At 47.6% G+C, this 14,990-nt stretch carries 12 protein-coding genes; 7 read left to right on the top strand and 5 right to left on the bottom strand.

Annotation, left to right across the window (positions count from 1 at the left end):
* Window positions 1–6 precede the first annotated feature (6 nt).
* Window positions 7–1,335: a peptidylprolyl isomerase SurA gene (gene surA / locus CLC91_RS04795; RefSeq protein WP_269844422.1), complete on the bottom strand. Its 1,329-nt coding sequence runs from the start codon at window positions 1,333–1,335 to the stop codon at window positions 7–9.
* 72 nt (window positions 1,336–1,407) lie between these two features.
* Complete coding sequence (gene lptD, locus CLC91_RS04790) at window positions 1,408–3,696, bottom strand: LPS assembly protein LptD (RefSeq protein ID WP_095500071.1); 2,289 nt, start codon at window positions 3,694–3,696, stop codon at window positions 1,408–1,410.
* A 149-nt stretch (window positions 3,697–3,845) separates the two neighbouring features.
* Here lptD and CLC91_RS04785 point away from each other — a divergent pair, with 149 nt between their 5' ends.
* The 4 genes from CLC91_RS04785 to CLC91_RS04770 are packed head-to-tail and all read left to right on the top strand — an operon-like array spanning window position 3,846 to window position 6,928.
* Window positions 3,846–4,850, top strand: a complete 1,005-nt coding sequence (locus CLC91_RS04785) for an aminoglycoside phosphotransferase family protein (protein WP_408634209.1) — start codon at window positions 3,846–3,848, stop codon at window positions 4,848–4,850.
* Window positions 4,847–5,521 (top strand): N-acetylmuramate alpha-1-phosphate uridylyltransferase MurU, encoded by a 675-nt coding sequence (gene murU, locus CLC91_RS04780; protein ID WP_095497940.1) that lies wholly within the window; start codon window positions 4,847–4,849, stop codon window positions 5,519–5,521. The genes CLC91_RS04785 and murU overlap by 4 nt, the downstream gene beginning before the upstream one ends.
* Window positions 5,505–6,275, top strand: coding sequence for a co-chaperone DjlA (gene djlA / locus CLC91_RS04775; RefSeq protein WP_095497941.1), 771 nt, complete (start codon window positions 5,505–5,507; stop codon window positions 6,273–6,275). Before murU ends, djlA begins: the two co-directional genes overlap by 17 nt.
* Before the next feature lie 41 nt (window positions 6,276–6,316).
* Window positions 6,317–6,928: an outer membrane beta-barrel protein gene (locus CLC91_RS04770; RefSeq protein WP_158220699.1), complete on the top strand. Its 612-nt coding sequence runs from the start codon at window positions 6,317–6,319 to the stop codon at window positions 6,926–6,928.
* A 94-nt stretch (window positions 6,929–7,022) separates the two neighbouring features.
* Here CLC91_RS04770 and purT read toward each other — a convergent pair whose 3' ends face one another.
* The gene (purT, locus tag CLC91_RS04765) at window positions 7,023–8,201 is read right to left on the bottom strand and encodes a formate-dependent phosphoribosylglycinamide formyltransferase (protein ID WP_095497943.1); all 1,179 of its coding nucleotides are present in this window, start codon (window positions 8,199–8,201) and stop codon (window positions 7,023–7,025) included.
* A gap of 153 nt (window positions 8,202–8,354) precedes the next feature.
* Here purT and CLC91_RS04760 point away from each other — a divergent pair, with 153 nt between their 5' ends.
* Together CLC91_RS04760 and CLC91_RS04755 are read left to right on the top strand one after the other, a co-directional pair.
* A complete protein-coding gene (locus tag CLC91_RS04760; protein WP_095500070.1) occupies window positions 8,355–8,687 on the top strand; it encodes a DUF3302 domain-containing protein in 333 nt (110 codons plus the stop codon).
* The gene (locus tag CLC91_RS04755) at window positions 8,687–9,829 is read left to right on the top strand and encodes an HlyD family secretion protein (protein WP_095500069.1); all 1,143 of its coding nucleotides are present in this window, start codon (window positions 8,687–8,689) and stop codon (window positions 9,827–9,829) included. The genes CLC91_RS04760 and CLC91_RS04755 overlap by 1 nt, the downstream gene beginning before the upstream one ends.
* Window positions 9,830–9,883: 54 nt before the next feature.
* Here the strand turns inward: CLC91_RS04755 and CLC91_RS04750 are convergent, their stop codons facing one another.
* Window positions 9,884–10,426 (bottom strand): DUF4136 domain-containing protein, encoded by a 543-nt coding sequence (locus CLC91_RS04750; RefSeq protein ID WP_095497945.1) that lies wholly within the window; start codon window positions 10,424–10,426, stop codon window positions 9,884–9,886.
* 80 nt (window positions 10,427–10,506) lie between these two features.
* Window positions 10,507–13,323 (bottom strand): RNA polymerase-associated protein RapA, encoded by a 2,817-nt coding sequence (gene rapA, locus CLC91_RS04745; protein WP_095500068.1) that lies wholly within the window; start codon window positions 13,321–13,323, stop codon window positions 10,507–10,509.
* 223 nt (window positions 13,324–13,546) lie between these two features.
* Between rapA and CLC91_RS04740 the strand changes: the two genes are divergently transcribed.
* On the top strand, window positions 13,547–14,938 hold the full coding sequence (locus tag CLC91_RS04740) for a PhoH family protein (RefSeq protein ID WP_095500067.1): 1,392 nt from the start codon (window positions 13,547–13,549) through the stop codon (window positions 14,936–14,938).
* Window positions 14,939–14,990: the final 52 nt, after the last annotated feature.

Genomic DNA, 14,990 nt, shown 5'->3' with positions numbered 1-14,990 from the left:
AAGTAATTAGCCTCGTCGTTGCATTGGGTCGATGACTTCGATGTAAGCTTCGCCGCGAATTTCGTTTAGCCAAGCATTCAGCTCTTCGTTGTATTTACGACGGAAGATAAGCTGATACGCACGGTCGTTGTTCATTTGGTCGGTGGCGTCAGTGGTTCTGCGCTCGATTAGCTGCAACACGTGCCAACCATGGCTGGAACGGAACGGCTTACTGTATTGACCGGGCTGTAACAGCTCAATGTTGTCCTTGAACGCAGGCACATAGATGGTTGGATCAGCCCAACCCAAATCACCGCCCTTAATGGCGCTGCCTGGGTCTTCAGAATATTGTTTGGCTAAATCGGCAAAGTCAGCGCTGCCATCGTTAACTTGCTTCATAAAGCTTTCCAGCATTTCTTTGGCGCGCTCTTCCGACAAAATGGGTGACGGCTTCAACAGAATGTGGCGCGTGTGCACCTCGGTTAACTCTTGAGTTTCACGGCCTCGGACGTCGAAAATTTTAACGATATGAAAACCAGCACCGGTTTTAATAGGGCCCAATATGTCGCCTTTTTTTACTCCGGTCATTAGCTCGGCGAATAAGGTGGGCATTTCATTGACGTTCATGTAACCCCAGTCACCGCCTTCGAGCGCCTTTGGTCCACCGGAAGCGGCGATGGCGGTACGTTTAAAGTCGGCACCGTCATTAAGCAGCTCTAAGGTTTTATCGGCACGCTCTTTAGAGGCTTCCATTTGCGCGCTGCTTGGGTTGCTTGGCACTTCAATTAGAATGTGGCCAATGTGAAACTCAGAGTTTTGCATGCCTTGCTGCTCGATCATTTCAACCAAGCTGGATACTTCTTGAGGCGATACTTGAATACGACGACGCACCTGAATTCGTTGTACTTCGCCAAGGGTAACTTCTTGGCGCAACTGCTCTCGGTAGGTAGCGAAGCTGGTGCCGTCTTGCTCAATGGCTTTGCGCATTTCGCTGACGGTCATTTTTTGCTCTTGGGCAATGTTGCCGATCATTTGGTCGAGTTGCAGGTCACCAATTTGCAGTCCCATTCTATCCGCCATTTGCATTTGCAAGGTGGTAATGATGAGTCGCTCCGTTACCTGAGTCTTAAGCGCACTGTCCGACGGCAAACTCTGCCCTTGAGCTTTCGCGTTTTGCTTGACCGTATTGACCATGCTATCGATTTCGCTTTGCAAAATGATGCCATCGTTAACCTGTACGGCAACGCGGTCGAGTGGTGCCGCAACGAGGTGACTGGAAAAGCTTGCTAAAGCCACTAATGCACAGGTTAAAAGTTGTCGCAATTTCATTAAATTAGATCCTGACGATTCTCTGATTATGACCAATTTTTCCCACAAGCATGGCCTGCGGAGCTTCTGGCGTTTTCGGCTCACTGTATCACTTTTCGATTAGTTTTTCAGATACAATGGGCGGCGGTAATTAAATAGCCCTTCATTGAGCATATCGCTAATGCCTAACGGTCCTTCACCACCGAGTCCTTTTATCACAAAGTTTAAGTATATACCTTGCTCAAAGGTTTCCCGAGGGTCAACCGGCGGTGCGTTATTATCTTCGTAGTTAGTCTTCAAGTAGTGATGATAACTTAACCGTATGGCCCAACAGCAAGCTTCGTATTGGAAGCCCGCGTAGGTTTCTACAGAACGTTTGAGTTTCATATCGTAGTAAAAGTTTCCGACAAAGTGCAGATTGTCGGTAATTGGCCACGCAGTACGCACCCCCGCTTGGGAAATATCCACTTCGTCAGCAATATCCGGCACGTATCGATAGTTCAACTGAAACAGCTTATTTTGCGAGGGACGAAAATCCAGTGTACCTTGACCTCGAACAACTTCACCCGCGTCGGTGTTGTACATTAAGGCGCTGCTAAGATACCAGTCTTGAGTCAGTCGGAAATCAAAGTCGCCGGCTAATGCCGAGCGGGAAGCGGTCAACTCCGGCAGATCCGAGGTTAAGGAAACCTGACTGTTGTCCAAGTATTGTATTTGACCAATACTGACTTTCGCCGCTTCAACATTGTCGGCATCAAACCAGCGGCTGGTAAGACCCAACGTCACCTGATTGGCATCGGCTATGCGATCTAAGCCTGAAAAGCGTCGGTCTCGGAATAAGCCGTAGTAATCTTCGTAAAGAATACCGGTATCGTAGATACCAATTTGCGACTGATCTTCATAGCCCACATACAAATACTGCACTTGCGGCTCTAGCGTTTGTCGGTAGCTGCTATCAAACCATTCGGTTTGTCGCTCTAAATTCACTTTACCATTAAGCCGAACCTGAGGAATGGTGCGGCTGACGCTGTCGTCTAATTGACCATTGGGGTCTTGTTGTTGATAAAAGGTCTGCAGCAGCTTAATTTCACCTAACAAGGAGCCGGAAGGTGTTTGATAGGGCACGCTAAAGGTAGGCTCTAAATGCAAACGAGTGGCGGTATTGTATTGGCTTTCTTTGTGAGAAAAGTTAGTTAATTCGCTGTAAAAGTCAAAGTCCGCACCGAACCCCAAATTGGGCATGGCGTATTGGTACGTTAATTGAGGCATTACCTGATAGGGAATTTCATCTTCACCCAGTACTTTTATGTCTTGTACTTTAGCGGCAAAGTTCCAATTAGGCTGGAAGTAGCTGACCTCACCGACACGAATTAGTTGGTTGTCGGTGGCGCGACTAACCGCCGAATCTAAATCGTTAAAATAGTTATTGTCGGACACATCGGTGTAATTGGCGAGCACTCGCCACTCTTCAGTGATGCGGCCTTGATGTTCGAAATGGTACAGGTAGCGATCGGGGCTGTTGGCTAATTTTTTGTCATCGCCCAAATATTCCAGGTTTACTTGACCGGATTGGCTGTCACCGGCTAGATAGCGGAACTCCCCTTTCATGAATAGCCCACGAGCCGACATGATGTGTGGCGTAATGGTAGCGTCGTATGAGGGCGCAATGTTCCAGTAATATGGTACTGCTGCTTCTACGCCATTGGTGGTGCTGGTACTAAACTTTGGAAACAGAAATCCGGATTTGCGTTGCTCCGACACGGGGATGGTCATGTAGGGCATGTAGAAAACGGGAACGTCAAACAGCCGCAGTTTTGCACCCCAAATTTTTCCCCATTCTTCCGAGCTGTCAATCTCAATCTTACTGGCCTCAAGTAACCAATCGGGTTCATCCGTAGGGCAGGTAGTGAAATTGGTATTGGTTAAAATGAGATCGCTTTCATCGGTGACTTTCAACTCGTTGGCGTGACCGTGAATTTGCTTGCCATTTAACCAGTAATCGGCCTGACGAAGAGTGGCTTGATTGGTGGAAACATTGGCGGATAGCGAATCGGCTGTCACCGTAAAAAGTTCGCTTTGAAAGGTTAAGTTACCGGCTGCTTCTAAGCTCTCATCCTGCTGATTGACCCTCGCGCTGTCTGCAGCGATGCGGCTATTACCTTGGACAAAGATAACGTTGCCATTAAATTCGGCGTACTCGCCCACGATGGCATCTGTGCGATCTGCTTTTACTTGAATTGGGACGTTGTAAGGGTCTGTGTCGAGGTCAAATTCAGGAACTTTAATCTCTGAATCCACTGGTGGCACAATAACGCATTGTAGGTTTGTTTCACTTGCAGCTGCGTTCGGTGCAACCAAGGCACAAGAAAAAAGAACGCAAGAGAAATGTATAAGCTGGCGACGCTGCATGGTAAGTTATTGATCAACCTTTTGTTTTAGGTGTTTTTTTGTTGACGATAGTTAACAGTTATCGAGACCTTAAACAGTCAAAAAGTCTACGAAAATCAGTGACTGTAACGATAACTAAGTTATGATAAAGCAATTTTTCTAATATCGCTATGAAGGAATGTCTGTTGGATAGTCGAGCTCACGCTTTAACTCAGTGGTTAGCGACATTTTTTGAAGCTGAACCCGTATTAACGTTGATCTCTGGTGATGCCAGTTTTCGACGCTACTTTCGTTTCCAAGCGAACGGCAGCAGTTGGATAGCAGTTGATGCACCGGTGCTGTACGAAGACTGCCGTTGGTTTGGCGAGGTTGCACAGGCTTATCAGGCTCAGGGGCTAAAGGTACCCCAAGTGCTGCAACTTGACGAACAGCAAGGGTTCATGTGGTTGTCCGATCTCGGAGATGAGTTGTTGTCGCAGTCGTTAACCGGTGATAACGTCGGAGAGCGCTATCGCGCCGCGCTCAAGTTGCTGCATCCTATTCGTGGTGTTAATGCGATTAACGGTACACCTCTGCCGAGCTATGACGACGCCATGCTAAGCTTTGAACTGTCGATTTTTAAAGAGTGGTTGGTGGAGAAAACCCTAGCCATTGAGCTTAATAATACACAACAGCAAATGCTCCATGATACCTTTACTAAACTGACCGAAATGGCACTGGAACAGCCTCAGGTAGGGGTGCATCGTGACTATCACAGTCGCAATTTAATGTGCGTCGAGGATGAGTTAGCGGTAATTGATTTTCAAGGCTGCGTAAACGGGCCGATTACCTATGACTTGGTGTCCTTGTTGCGAGATTGCTACGTGCGCTGGCCCAATGATTTGGTTACAACCTTGCTACAAGAGCAGTACCAACAGCTTGTTTGCGATGGGTTGGTGACCGTAAGCTGGCCAGAGTTCGAACGCTGGTTTGATTGGATGGGCTTACAACGACACATAAAGGCGGCGGGAATATTTTGTCGCCTTAATCTTCGCGACAACAAAGCCGGTTATCTAAAGGACGTGCCCTTGACCTTAACCTACCTTGTCGACATTAGCGCTAAGTACCCTGAGTTTGCGGCGTTCCATGAATGGCTAACCAGCTCAGTTGTACCCGCATGGGAGCGGCAATCATGAAAGCAATGATTTTGGCCGCCGGTCGGGGAGAGCGACTGCGCCCACTCACGGACACCACCCCAAAACCCATGGTGTTAGTGGCTGGTAAACCGCTTTTGCAATATCACGTGGAAGCGTTGACAAGGGCAGGCATCACCGAGCTGGTTATTAACCATGCTCATTTGGGACAACAGATAGTGGACTACTTTAAAGACGGTCGTGAGTTTGGTGCTAGCATACGCTATTGCAGCGAGTCGCCTGCACTCGAGACCGGTGGTGCCATCATTAATGCGTTACCGTTACTAGGGGATGAGCCCTTTGTCGTGGTTAACGGCGATGTGTTTTGCGACTATGATTTTGGTTGTCTTCCCTCTTTAGAGGATGGCCAGCTGGCTCATTTGTTATTAGTCGCTAACCCAAGCCACAATCTTAATGGAGACTTGGCCTGCGAAAAGGGCATTGCATCCACTAGCGGGCCGAGTAAACAAACATACAGTGGCATGGGGGTGTTCAGTCCTGTGCTGTTTAACGATAGGCAAGTAGAGCGTATTCGCTTGCCGGATATTTGGAAAACGGCAATGAATGAACATCGAATTGCGGCTTCAACATTGCAAGGTTATTGGTGCGATGTAGGTACATTAGAACGCTTGCAAGAGGTTCGAAAAAGGGTAGTCGATGAACATCTGGGGTAAGGTCATTGGAGCCATTATTGGCTTTCTAGCGGGTAAGTTTCCTGGGCTGTTGCTTGGACTTTGGTTGGGGCATTTGGTGGATCAGCGCGGTTCCAACAATCTGTTTGGCAATGCCAACCGCAGCGAACTGTTTTTTATGTCGACCTTTGCCGTCATGGGCCATGTTGCCAAATCCACTGGGCGCATTACCGAACACGATATCGCACTGGCCAGTAACCTGATGGACCAATTGGGGTTGACCGGAGAAAAGCGAAAAATGGCGCAGGCTGCCTTTGTCGACGGTAAAACACCGGGGTTCAATTTATTGTCGGTGCTAAACGATTTGCGTCGTTTGTCGATGGGGCGCTCCGGTGTGTTGCAAATGTTTTTAGAGATCCAAATTCAAACGGCGCTCGCCGATGGTCGCTTGGATCCAGAGGAACGCGAGCTTCTGGAACTTATGGCAAGAACCTTAGGGTTTAGCAACAGCCACTTAAGCCAGTTGATTAATCGTTGGCAGGCCGAATTTCGTAATCAACAACAAGGGCAAAATCGCAGTCAGCAGCAACAACTGCAAGATGCTTATCGAGTGCTAGGCGTGAACCAAGGCGTTTCCAAGTCGGAACTGAAAAAGGTATACCGACGTTTGATGTCTGAGCATCATCCTGACAAATTAGTGGCTAAAGGGTTACCTCCAGAAATGATGGACATTGCCAAGCAAAAAGCTCAGGAGATTCAATCCGCCTACGAGTTGGTGAAGAATCAAGTAAACTAGAATTAATCGAATAACAAAACATGGCTACAGGGAGACGTTGTATGAAGATAACACCATGGGTTTTTGCCCTCGCTTTAGTTACCCCGTTTGCGCAAGCTGATTGGTACATTGCGCCATTTGGAGGATACAGCAGTGGCGGTAATATCGATGTTGAAAATGAACAAGATGAAATTCGTCAAGAGCTCAAAATTAAGGAAACTGAGCATTACGGCCTAAAAGTCGGGTTTACGACCAATGATCCCGGCAGCATGTATTTATTGATAAGCAGTCAAAGCACCGAATTCCAAGAAAGAACTGGCCAAATTGCGCCTTCGGGCAATAAGGTTCGACTCGATTATTATCACTTGGGCGGTAACTTATATTTTGCTGAAGATGGCTTTAGACCCTACGTTGGCGCCAGCGTTGGCGCGACGTTATTCAAGAATAATGGCGGCGTTTCCAACGAAACTCGGTTCTCATTTGGGTTATCGGGTGGTGGCTTATACGAGATCACCAATAATTTTGGGCTGTTTGCCGAAGTGCAAGGGTTTGCTACCTTGCTGAACTCAGATAAACAACTGTTTTGCGATGGTGCCCAAGGCTGTTTATGGCGGGTAAAAGGCAGCACCATGCTGCAAGCGCAAGCTAACGTCGGCTTCCAGGTAACATTCTAGTCAATAATGCACCTTATTAATGCCTGCTAATAAAAACGCCTTCTTTGCTGAAGGCGTTTGTTGTTGGTCATAGCAGTGATTATTTAGAAAATGACTATTTAAAAATCACTTTGACATTGTTAGCGCAAAACAAGGCATTTTCGATGGCTTGCTCTGTACTGTCGGCTCGAGCTAAGCCCACCCCTAAACGACGCTGGCCATTGATCTCTGGCTTACCAAATAAACGCAATTGGGTATTCGGTTTGGTTAACGCATTGGCCAGGTTATCGAACACTATGTCTTGGGAGTGCCCTTGCGCCAAAATAACCGCCGAAGCTGCAGGACTGTGCTGGTGAATCGCACCGATTGGCAAGCCTAAAATGGCTCGCACGTGCAAGGCAAATTCAGACAGATCTTGGCTGATAAGGGTGACCATGCCGGTATCGTGTGGACGAGGCGAGACTTCTGAGAAAAAGACTTCGTCGCCCTTGATGAAGAGTTCTACTCCAAACAGCCCATAGCCACCTAATGCTTCCACTACCGTTTTGGCGACCTGTTCACTGGCCGCTCGCGCAGCCTCTGACATAGCTTGTGGCTGCCACGACTCTCGATAGTCACCGTCTTGCTGGCGATGACCTATGGGCGCGCAAAAATGAATTCCGTCAACCGCACTTACGGTCAGCAGGGTAATCTCGTAATCGAAGTCAACAAACCCTTCAATGATGACTCGACCACCTCCAGCGCGTCCACCTTCTTGAGCATATTGCCAGGCTGAGTCGATATCGTCGGGCGTTTTCAGCACAGATTGACCTTTACCCGATGAGCTCATTACCGGTTTAATCACGCAAGGAAAGCCAATGGTTTCAATGGCCTTTTTTAAATCTTCTAAGGTGTCTACAAAGGCATACGGCGATGTCGGTAACTTGAGCGTCTCACCGGCAAGGCGACGAATGCCTTCTCGGTTCATGGTTAATTGAGTTGCTTTTGCCGTCGGGACTACCTTTAATCCAGAGGCTTCCATTTCGACCAGTTTGTCGGTTGCAATGGCTTCGATTTCGGGAATCACGTAATCGGGTTGTTCTTGCTTGATAATCGCCTCAAGAGCGTCTCCATTCAGCATGTCGATGCAATGGCTGCGATGGGCGACTTGCATCGCTGGCGCATTGGGATAACGGTCTACCGCAATCACCTCAATGCCGTAGCGTTGTAGCTCAATGGCAACCTCTTTGCCCAGCTCTCCGCTTCCTAGCAACATGGCTTTTTGAGCGCTGGAGGATAATGGCGTTCCGATCATGGCAAATTCCTTTATTAATAGTGGCTAATTTAGGGCGAATTAAAGCGCCAATTATTTTAGCTTTTGAGGCCGTTTTAATCATCTAATTTCTTGTATCAACTAGCAAATGTACGTATTGTGTGAACAGGATGTAATACGGTGGTGAATACTAAAATGTTGGATTATTTTGCTCTGATTTTAATTTTCTTCGTGGCTCTTACGCTGTTTTATGGTGTGATTGCTATTCATGATATTCCTTATGAAATTGCGGTGCGTCGCAATCACCCGCATCAAGATGCGATTCATGTGACCGGTTGGGTCAGCCTATTCACTCTGCACGCGATATGGCCCTTTTTATGGATCTGGGCGACCTTATATCGGGAAGATAGGGGTTGGGGTATGCAAACCCATACCGGTAAAGAAAAAGCCTCAGACATTGATGAGTTAAAGCAACAGCTTGCTGAATTAAAGCAACAGGTTGAGCAACTGCAAGAGGAGAAAAAGTAATGGATTTACTTCTCATCCTAACCTACACAGGTATTTGTGTCGCCATCTTTAAAGCCTTCAATATTCCGCTCAATAAATGGACGGTACCCACTGCGATTTTAGGGGGCATTATCTTAATTGGTAGTTTGTTGCTGCTTATGAACTACAACCATCCATACACCAAGTTTGGTCGAGAGTTTTTTGTATCAACTCCCATAATGCCGGCTGTGCGTGGCGTTGTTGTTGATGTGCCGGTTAAACCAAACACACCATTGCGAAAAGGTGATGTGCTGTTTAAATTGGACCAGACACCATTTATCGCAGCGTTAGCGCAAAAAGAAGCTGCCTTGGCGGACGCTGAATTACAATTATTGCAACTGGAAGCCAGCTACGAGTCGGCCAAAGCAACCGTGGCTAAAGCTACCGCCGAGAAGAATCGAACTCAAGACGCCTATGAGCGTTATGAAAAAGGACATCGCAAAGGTGGCGCCAATTCGCCGTTTACCGATCTTGAGCTGGATAACCGTCGCCAAGTTTACTTAGCTGCCAACGCATCTTTAGCCAGTGCGGTGGCACAACAAGAACGCGCTCGGGTAGCGTTTGAAGGGACGATTAACGGTGAAAACCCAATCGTTGCTCGAGCCAAGGCCGACCTTGCCAAAGCTCAATACGACTTAGATCAAACCATTGTACGGGCGCCAAGTAATGGCTTTGTCACCCAAATGCTGCTGCGTCCAGGCATGGTGGTTGTGCCTATGCCGCTCCGTCCAGCTATGGTGTTTGTGCAAACCGATGAGCGCGTATTTGCCGGAGCCTTTTGGCAAAACTCCTTATTACGTATTAAAGAAGGCAGCGAAGCCGAGGTTATTTTTCCAGCCTTGCCAGGACGTGTATTCAAGGCTCGCGTAACGCAAGTCATTCCTGCAATGAGCGAAGCAGAATTGCAGGCATCGGGTAGCCTTGCTGGTACTCAACGCTTCATTCAACACAGTCGCCCCATCGTATTATTTGAGTTAGATGAGGAACATATGAATGAGAAACTGGGACTACCTTTGGGTTTGGAAGGTGAAGTTGCCATATACAGTGACCACTTTACCCACGTTTCAATTATTCGCAAAGTATTGCTGCGTATGGGCTCTTGGCTGAATTACCTTTTTGCCTAAGCAAGGTATGTAAACTAGAAACGGCGCTTTAAAAGCGCCGTTTTTTCTTGAACGTTATTTTTTAGGTGGGTAATTGGCAATAATTTGCTCTACGATAGCGCGAGTAATCTTGTCTTTTTTTACAACATTAGCACCCTCGGGCCAAACGTCACTGGCTTCGCCGCGCCAAATAAGTTTGTTATCGCTCACCTGTACAAAGTCAATGCGAATCCATTGATGCCACTCTGTTCCTGCGCCAACGGGCACATTGACGCTGCCACCAACACCACCAGAACTACCATAAGAGCCGCCGCCAACTCCTACCGAGAAAGCCGATTTCTTTGCACGCTCCTCGAGTTTAGCGTAAGTAACTACTCGCACATCCGCTTGCTCACTAGCGGATAACCCTTTAGCTGAGAGGGCAGCTTTGACAGCCTGTTCGATGCGGTCTTGCGCGAGTGGGTCATCAGAAGTCGCTGATGGCTGCCATTGATAACTGCTTATCTGACTGAAGTCATAATCCATATCGTAGTCAACAACGGCGTTATTTGACGCGCACCCGGCTAATACACCAGTCAGAGCCAAAGTAGCGCCAATCATTAATCGTTTCATCTTCATGATGTTTATCCTAATCAGTGATTTGCTATCAGCTTATAGTGTGGCCTTGATAAAATCCATGGCTTTCATCGTGTTGCATCTTATTGGTGACTAACTAAGACCAGACGAATAGCGTCTAACTGCAATTGACATTGTTCCATAAGCTTAGACAAGGCTTCGCTTTGTTGTTGCAAATGATCCAGTTCACTTTGACGTATGCTTGGGTTTAAACGTTGTAACGCGGTCAACCGCTGTAATTCATCGCCAATTTGTTGCTGCATGCTCGCTTTAGCGTCAGCGATGATTTCCCTCATTGCTTGTTCGGCGTGCTGCTGCCCTTGCTCAATTAGTGGATGAACCAAAACCTGAGAAGCGCTCACCAGTTTGGCACCAATGTGACGATTTACCGGGGTTAGTTGTGCGTTTAAGGTCTCAAAACTTACTTTGCTCGCTAAGTTTTCACCTTGCTTGTTTAACAATATTCGAATTGGCGTAGCCGGTAGGTAGCGAAACAGCTGGCTTGAACGCGGCGCAGAGGCATCGGCAACAAAAATAAGTTCGACCAGAATGGTTCCCGCCGGTAGCGCCTTATTCTTCATTACAGCAACGCTGGTGGCTCCGGTTTCTGAACTCAGTACCAAATCCAATCCGGTATGTACCAATGGATGCTCACGGGTAATGAGCGCCACTTCATCACGAGCAAGAGCGGTCTCGCGCTCGAAGGTTACCGTCATACCGTCTTCCGGCAGACCCGGATAGGTTGGATAGAGCATGGTGTCAGTAGGCGTTAGAATAATCGAGTTTTCGCCCTTATCTTCCTGGTTTACGCCTATGATGTCCCACAAGCGTAATGTAAAGCCAACAAAGTCTAAGTCGTCATCGACTTTCGCTAATTGCTCGACTATATGATTGGCTCGCTCGCCACCGTGAGAGTTTAACTCCAGTAACCGGTCACGCCCGGATTCCATGGCCGCCGTTAATTGGGCATGATGAGTTTGGGTGTCGTAAAGCAGTTGTTCAAACGCCTGCGGTTGGTAATCTGATAGGCTCGCCAGCAGTTTCTGCTCAAACGTTTGATACAACAAATGGCCACTAGGGCAGGTGTCTTCAAAGGCATTAATACCTTCATGGTGCCAACGAATGAGGGCTTGTTGGGCGGTATCTTGGTAAAACGGCACATGAATGTTGACGTCGTTGCGTTGGCCTATGCGGTCTAGGCGACCAATTCGCTGCTCTAACAAATCCGGGTTTAACGGTACGTCGAACAAGACGATGTGTGAGGCGAATTGGAAGTTGCGACCTTCAGAGCCAATCTCGGAACAGATCAGGGCTTGAGCGCCGCCTTCTTCCTGAGCGAAGTAAGCGCCGGCTTTATCTCGCTCGATAATAGACATGGCTTCATGGAACACCGTGGCTTGAATGCCTTCTCGTGTTCGAAGAGCCTCTTCGATGGATAGCGCCGTTTGCGCCTTAGACGCTATCACTAATACCTTTTGGCTGCGGTTGTTCTTTAAAAAGTCCATTAACCAGTCAATGCGTGCATCGAACTTCCACCAAGCGCCGCCAAGGCCGTCGAATTCTTGATAGGTAACTTCTGGCGTCAGAGCTTGCATCGCCGTTTGCATTGAATCTTGTTCGCTTGATAGGGCGTTGGCGACGTTAGCAGCCGTTCGATACTGTTCCGGCAATGCCAGCGGATAGGTGTTAAACACTCGCTTAGGAAATCCTTTGACCGATTTACGAGAGTTTCTAAATAAAATTCGGCCAGTACCATGTTGGTCTAGCAAATTCTGCAGTTGTTGTTGCTGATTGTCGTCGAGAGGTGCTTGCTCCAACAGTTGTTGGGCCTCCTGAGCCACTTGATGGTAATTGGCTTCTTCGTCTATAAAGGCTTGGTAACTGTAAAAACGATCCGGGTCAAGTAGGCGTAATCGAGCAAAATGGCTTTGGTGTCCTAATTGATCAGGGGTTGCGGTGAGCAATAACACGCCGGCAATGACGTTAGACAGTTGTTCCACAATTTGATAATTGTCCGACGGTTGTTGTTCAGACCACTCAAGGTGGTGGGCTTCGTCAACAATGAGTAAATCCCAGTGAGCATCGAGAGCTTGTTGTAGTCGGTCGCTGTCTTTTAGTAGTTGCAGCGAGGTAATCACCAACTGTTCCGACTCGAAAGGGTTTTGATACTCGTGAGAGGCTTCGACACAGCGCTCATCGTCGAACACGCTAAAGTGCAAATTAAAACGGCGCATCATTTCTACAAGCCATTGATGACGCAAGCTGTCTGGTACCAAAATCAACACACGCTCGGCACGACCGGTTTGTAATTGCTGATGCAAAATCAGACCCGCTTCAATGGTTTTGCCCAGTCCCACTTCGTCGGCTAAGAGCACTCGGGGCGCATGGCGCTTACCCACTTCATGGGCTATCCATTGTTGGTGAGGAATCAACCCCACACGGGCGCCTTGCAAACCCAGCAAATCGGATTTCAGAGCTTGATGGCGCATATTGAGCGCGTTATATCGCAGCACGAAGCGGTCCATGCGGTCGATTTGTCCGGCAAATAACCGGTCCTGTGGCTTGTTGAAACGAATGTTGTGGTCTAGCAAGGTTTCGCGCAAGGTAACGGTTTCGCCGGTGTCGCTGCGACGACCAATGTAGCTCAATAAGGTTTCAGCATCGCCTTCGACTGAGTCAATGTGGAGCTGCCATGGCTCAGGGCCTTGAACTGTGTCGCCCTTGTTAAACATGACTCTAGTAAGCGGGGCGTCTTGAATGGAGAACAAACGTTTCTCGCCGGTTGCAGGAAATAATAATGAGACGGTGCGCCCTTCTATGGCGACTACGGTACCCAAACCGAGATCAGATTCAGTGTCGCTTATCCAGCGTTGACCTAAAGCAAATGAAGCTTGTGACATAGGGCTTTGTTCTCTTTTACTAGTGTATTCATAGGGATAAAAAAGGCCGCGTATAGTAACGTAAATTGAGTCGTAGTCACCACCATAATTTTCTTCATTTGTGCTGGAAAGAAGCGATCAATTCTGTCATCTTTGAAGTACCTACCAATAATAGAACACGGGAGGTAAATAACGACCAATGATTTCGATTTAGCAATACGTTTTAATTGAACACGGAGGCGTTATGGAACCAGCTGATAGAAAGTTGTTTGTGTTAGACACTAATGTTTTGCTGCATGAGCCGCTTGCAGCCTATTCGTTTGAAGAACACGACGTTGTTGTTCCCATGACAGTTCTAGAAGAGCTGGACCAAATAAAAGACCGCAAACGAGACGTAAGCCGAGACGCGAGGGTTGCTATTCGCACCTTAGAAAACCTACTCGGCGGTGCAAGCCCAGAACAAATCATCAATGGCGTGGACATTCCTGCCCGCGAGAACCATGCCGAAGTCAGTGGCAAGCTATCCATTTTTCCCGACCATCAACTCAATGTTTCTAAAGCCTCATTACCTGGGGATCATAACGACAATTTAATTATTAATGCCGCTTTGCATTTGCAAAAGCAACTAGCGCCAAGGCAGGTGGTGTTGGTAACCAAAGACATTAACATGCGCCTAAAAGCGAAAGGGGCAGGGATGGCTTTGGTTGAAGATTATCGCACCGATCAGCTCATCGATGATATTCGCTTTTTAACCAAAGGCTTTCGAGAATTCAAAGGAAACTTTTGGGATCAGGTTAAAGACGTAAACTCGCAAATGGTGGGGCGGCATACCCATCATAAGGTCGCTCGCAGCGCACTTGATGACGAGCCGGTATTTGCCAATCAATACCTTATTGATGAAGATTCTGATTTTTGTGCTCGCGTGGCCAAAGTTACTGACAACGAGGTGGATCTAATCGACTATGGTCGAGAACGGTTAATGCATCTAGAAACTTGGGGCATTAAACCGAAAAACATTTATCAGGGAATGGCCATGCAAGCCCTGCTTGACCCGGAAATTGATATGGTGATTCTGACCGGGCCAGCGGGTTGCGGCAAAACCTTACTGGCTATGGCTGCAGCCCTTGAAACCGTCATCGAGCGCAATTTATACGACAAAGTTATCGTTACTCGTAATACGCCTGAAATTGCCGAATCTATTGGTTTCTTACCCGGTACTGAAGAGGAGAAAATGGCGCCTTGGCTTGCGGCAATCACAGATACCCTAGAAGTGCTGCATAAGCATGATGAAAACCCTGCCGGTAGTATGAATTACATTATGGAGAAGGCCAACGTTCAATTTAAATCGGTCAACTTCATGCGCGGACGCTCCATTCAACACTCGTTTGTACTGCTTGATGAATGTCAAAACTTAACCGCCTCGCAAATCAAGACCATTATTACTCGGATGGGAGAGGGCAGTAAGCTGGTGTGCTCCGGCAACTTGGCGCAAATCGATTCTAACTACTTAACCTCGGTAACCTCTGGGTTAACCTATATTGTTGAGCGGTTTAAAGACTTCGAAGGCAGTGCTAATGTGTATTTAAATGGTGTGGTTCGGTCAAGATTGGCTGAATTTGCAGAAGAACAGTTGTAAACTATTGTTATCTAGAAAAAACCGCATGTTCAATGCTTGTTCATGCGGGTTT

Source organism: Paraferrimonas haliotis (assembly GCF_002282895.1).
GTDB classification, from domain to species: Bacteria; Pseudomonadota; Gammaproteobacteria; order Enterobacterales; family Shewanellaceae; genus Paraferrimonas; species Paraferrimonas haliotis.
This window is presented reverse-complemented; position numbering and strand designations above follow the sequence as displayed.

Coding starts and splice junctions, on each gene's coding strand:
- lptD (WP_095500071.1), bottom strand. CDS start 3,696: ATGCAGCGTCGCCAGCTTATACATTTCTCTTGCGTTCTTTTTTCTTGT.
- CLC91_RS04785 (WP_408634209.1), top strand. CDS start 3,846: ATGAAGGAATGTCTGTTGGATAGTCGAGCTCACGCTTTAACTCAGTGG.
- murU (WP_095497940.1), top strand. CDS start 4,847: ATGAAAGCAATGATTTTGGCCGCCGGTCGGGGAGAGCGACTGCGCCCA.
- djlA (WP_095497941.1), top strand. CDS start 5,505: ATGAACATCTGGGGTAAGGTCATTGGAGCCATTATTGGCTTTCTAGCG.
- CLC91_RS04770 (WP_158220699.1), top strand. CDS start 6,317: ATGAAGATAACACCATGGGTTTTTGCCCTCGCTTTAGTTACCCCGTTT.
- purT (WP_095497943.1), bottom strand. CDS start 8,201: ATGATCGGAACGCCATTATCCTCCAGCGCTCAAAAAGCCATGTTGCTA.
- CLC91_RS04760 (WP_095500070.1), top strand. CDS start 8,355: ATGTTGGATTATTTTGCTCTGATTTTAATTTTCTTCGTGGCTCTTACG.
- CLC91_RS04755 (WP_095500069.1), top strand. CDS start 8,687: ATGGATTTACTTCTCATCCTAACCTACACAGGTATTTGTGTCGCCATC.
- CLC91_RS04750 (WP_095497945.1), bottom strand. CDS start 10,426: ATGAAGATGAAACGATTAATGATTGGCGCTACTTTGGCTCTGACTGGT.
- rapA (WP_095500068.1), bottom strand. CDS start 13,323: ATGTCACAAGCTTCATTTGCTTTAGGTCAACGCTGGATAAGCGACACT.
- CLC91_RS04740 (WP_095500067.1), top strand. CDS start 13,547: ATGGAACCAGCTGATAGAAAGTTGTTTGTGTTAGACACTAATGTTTTG.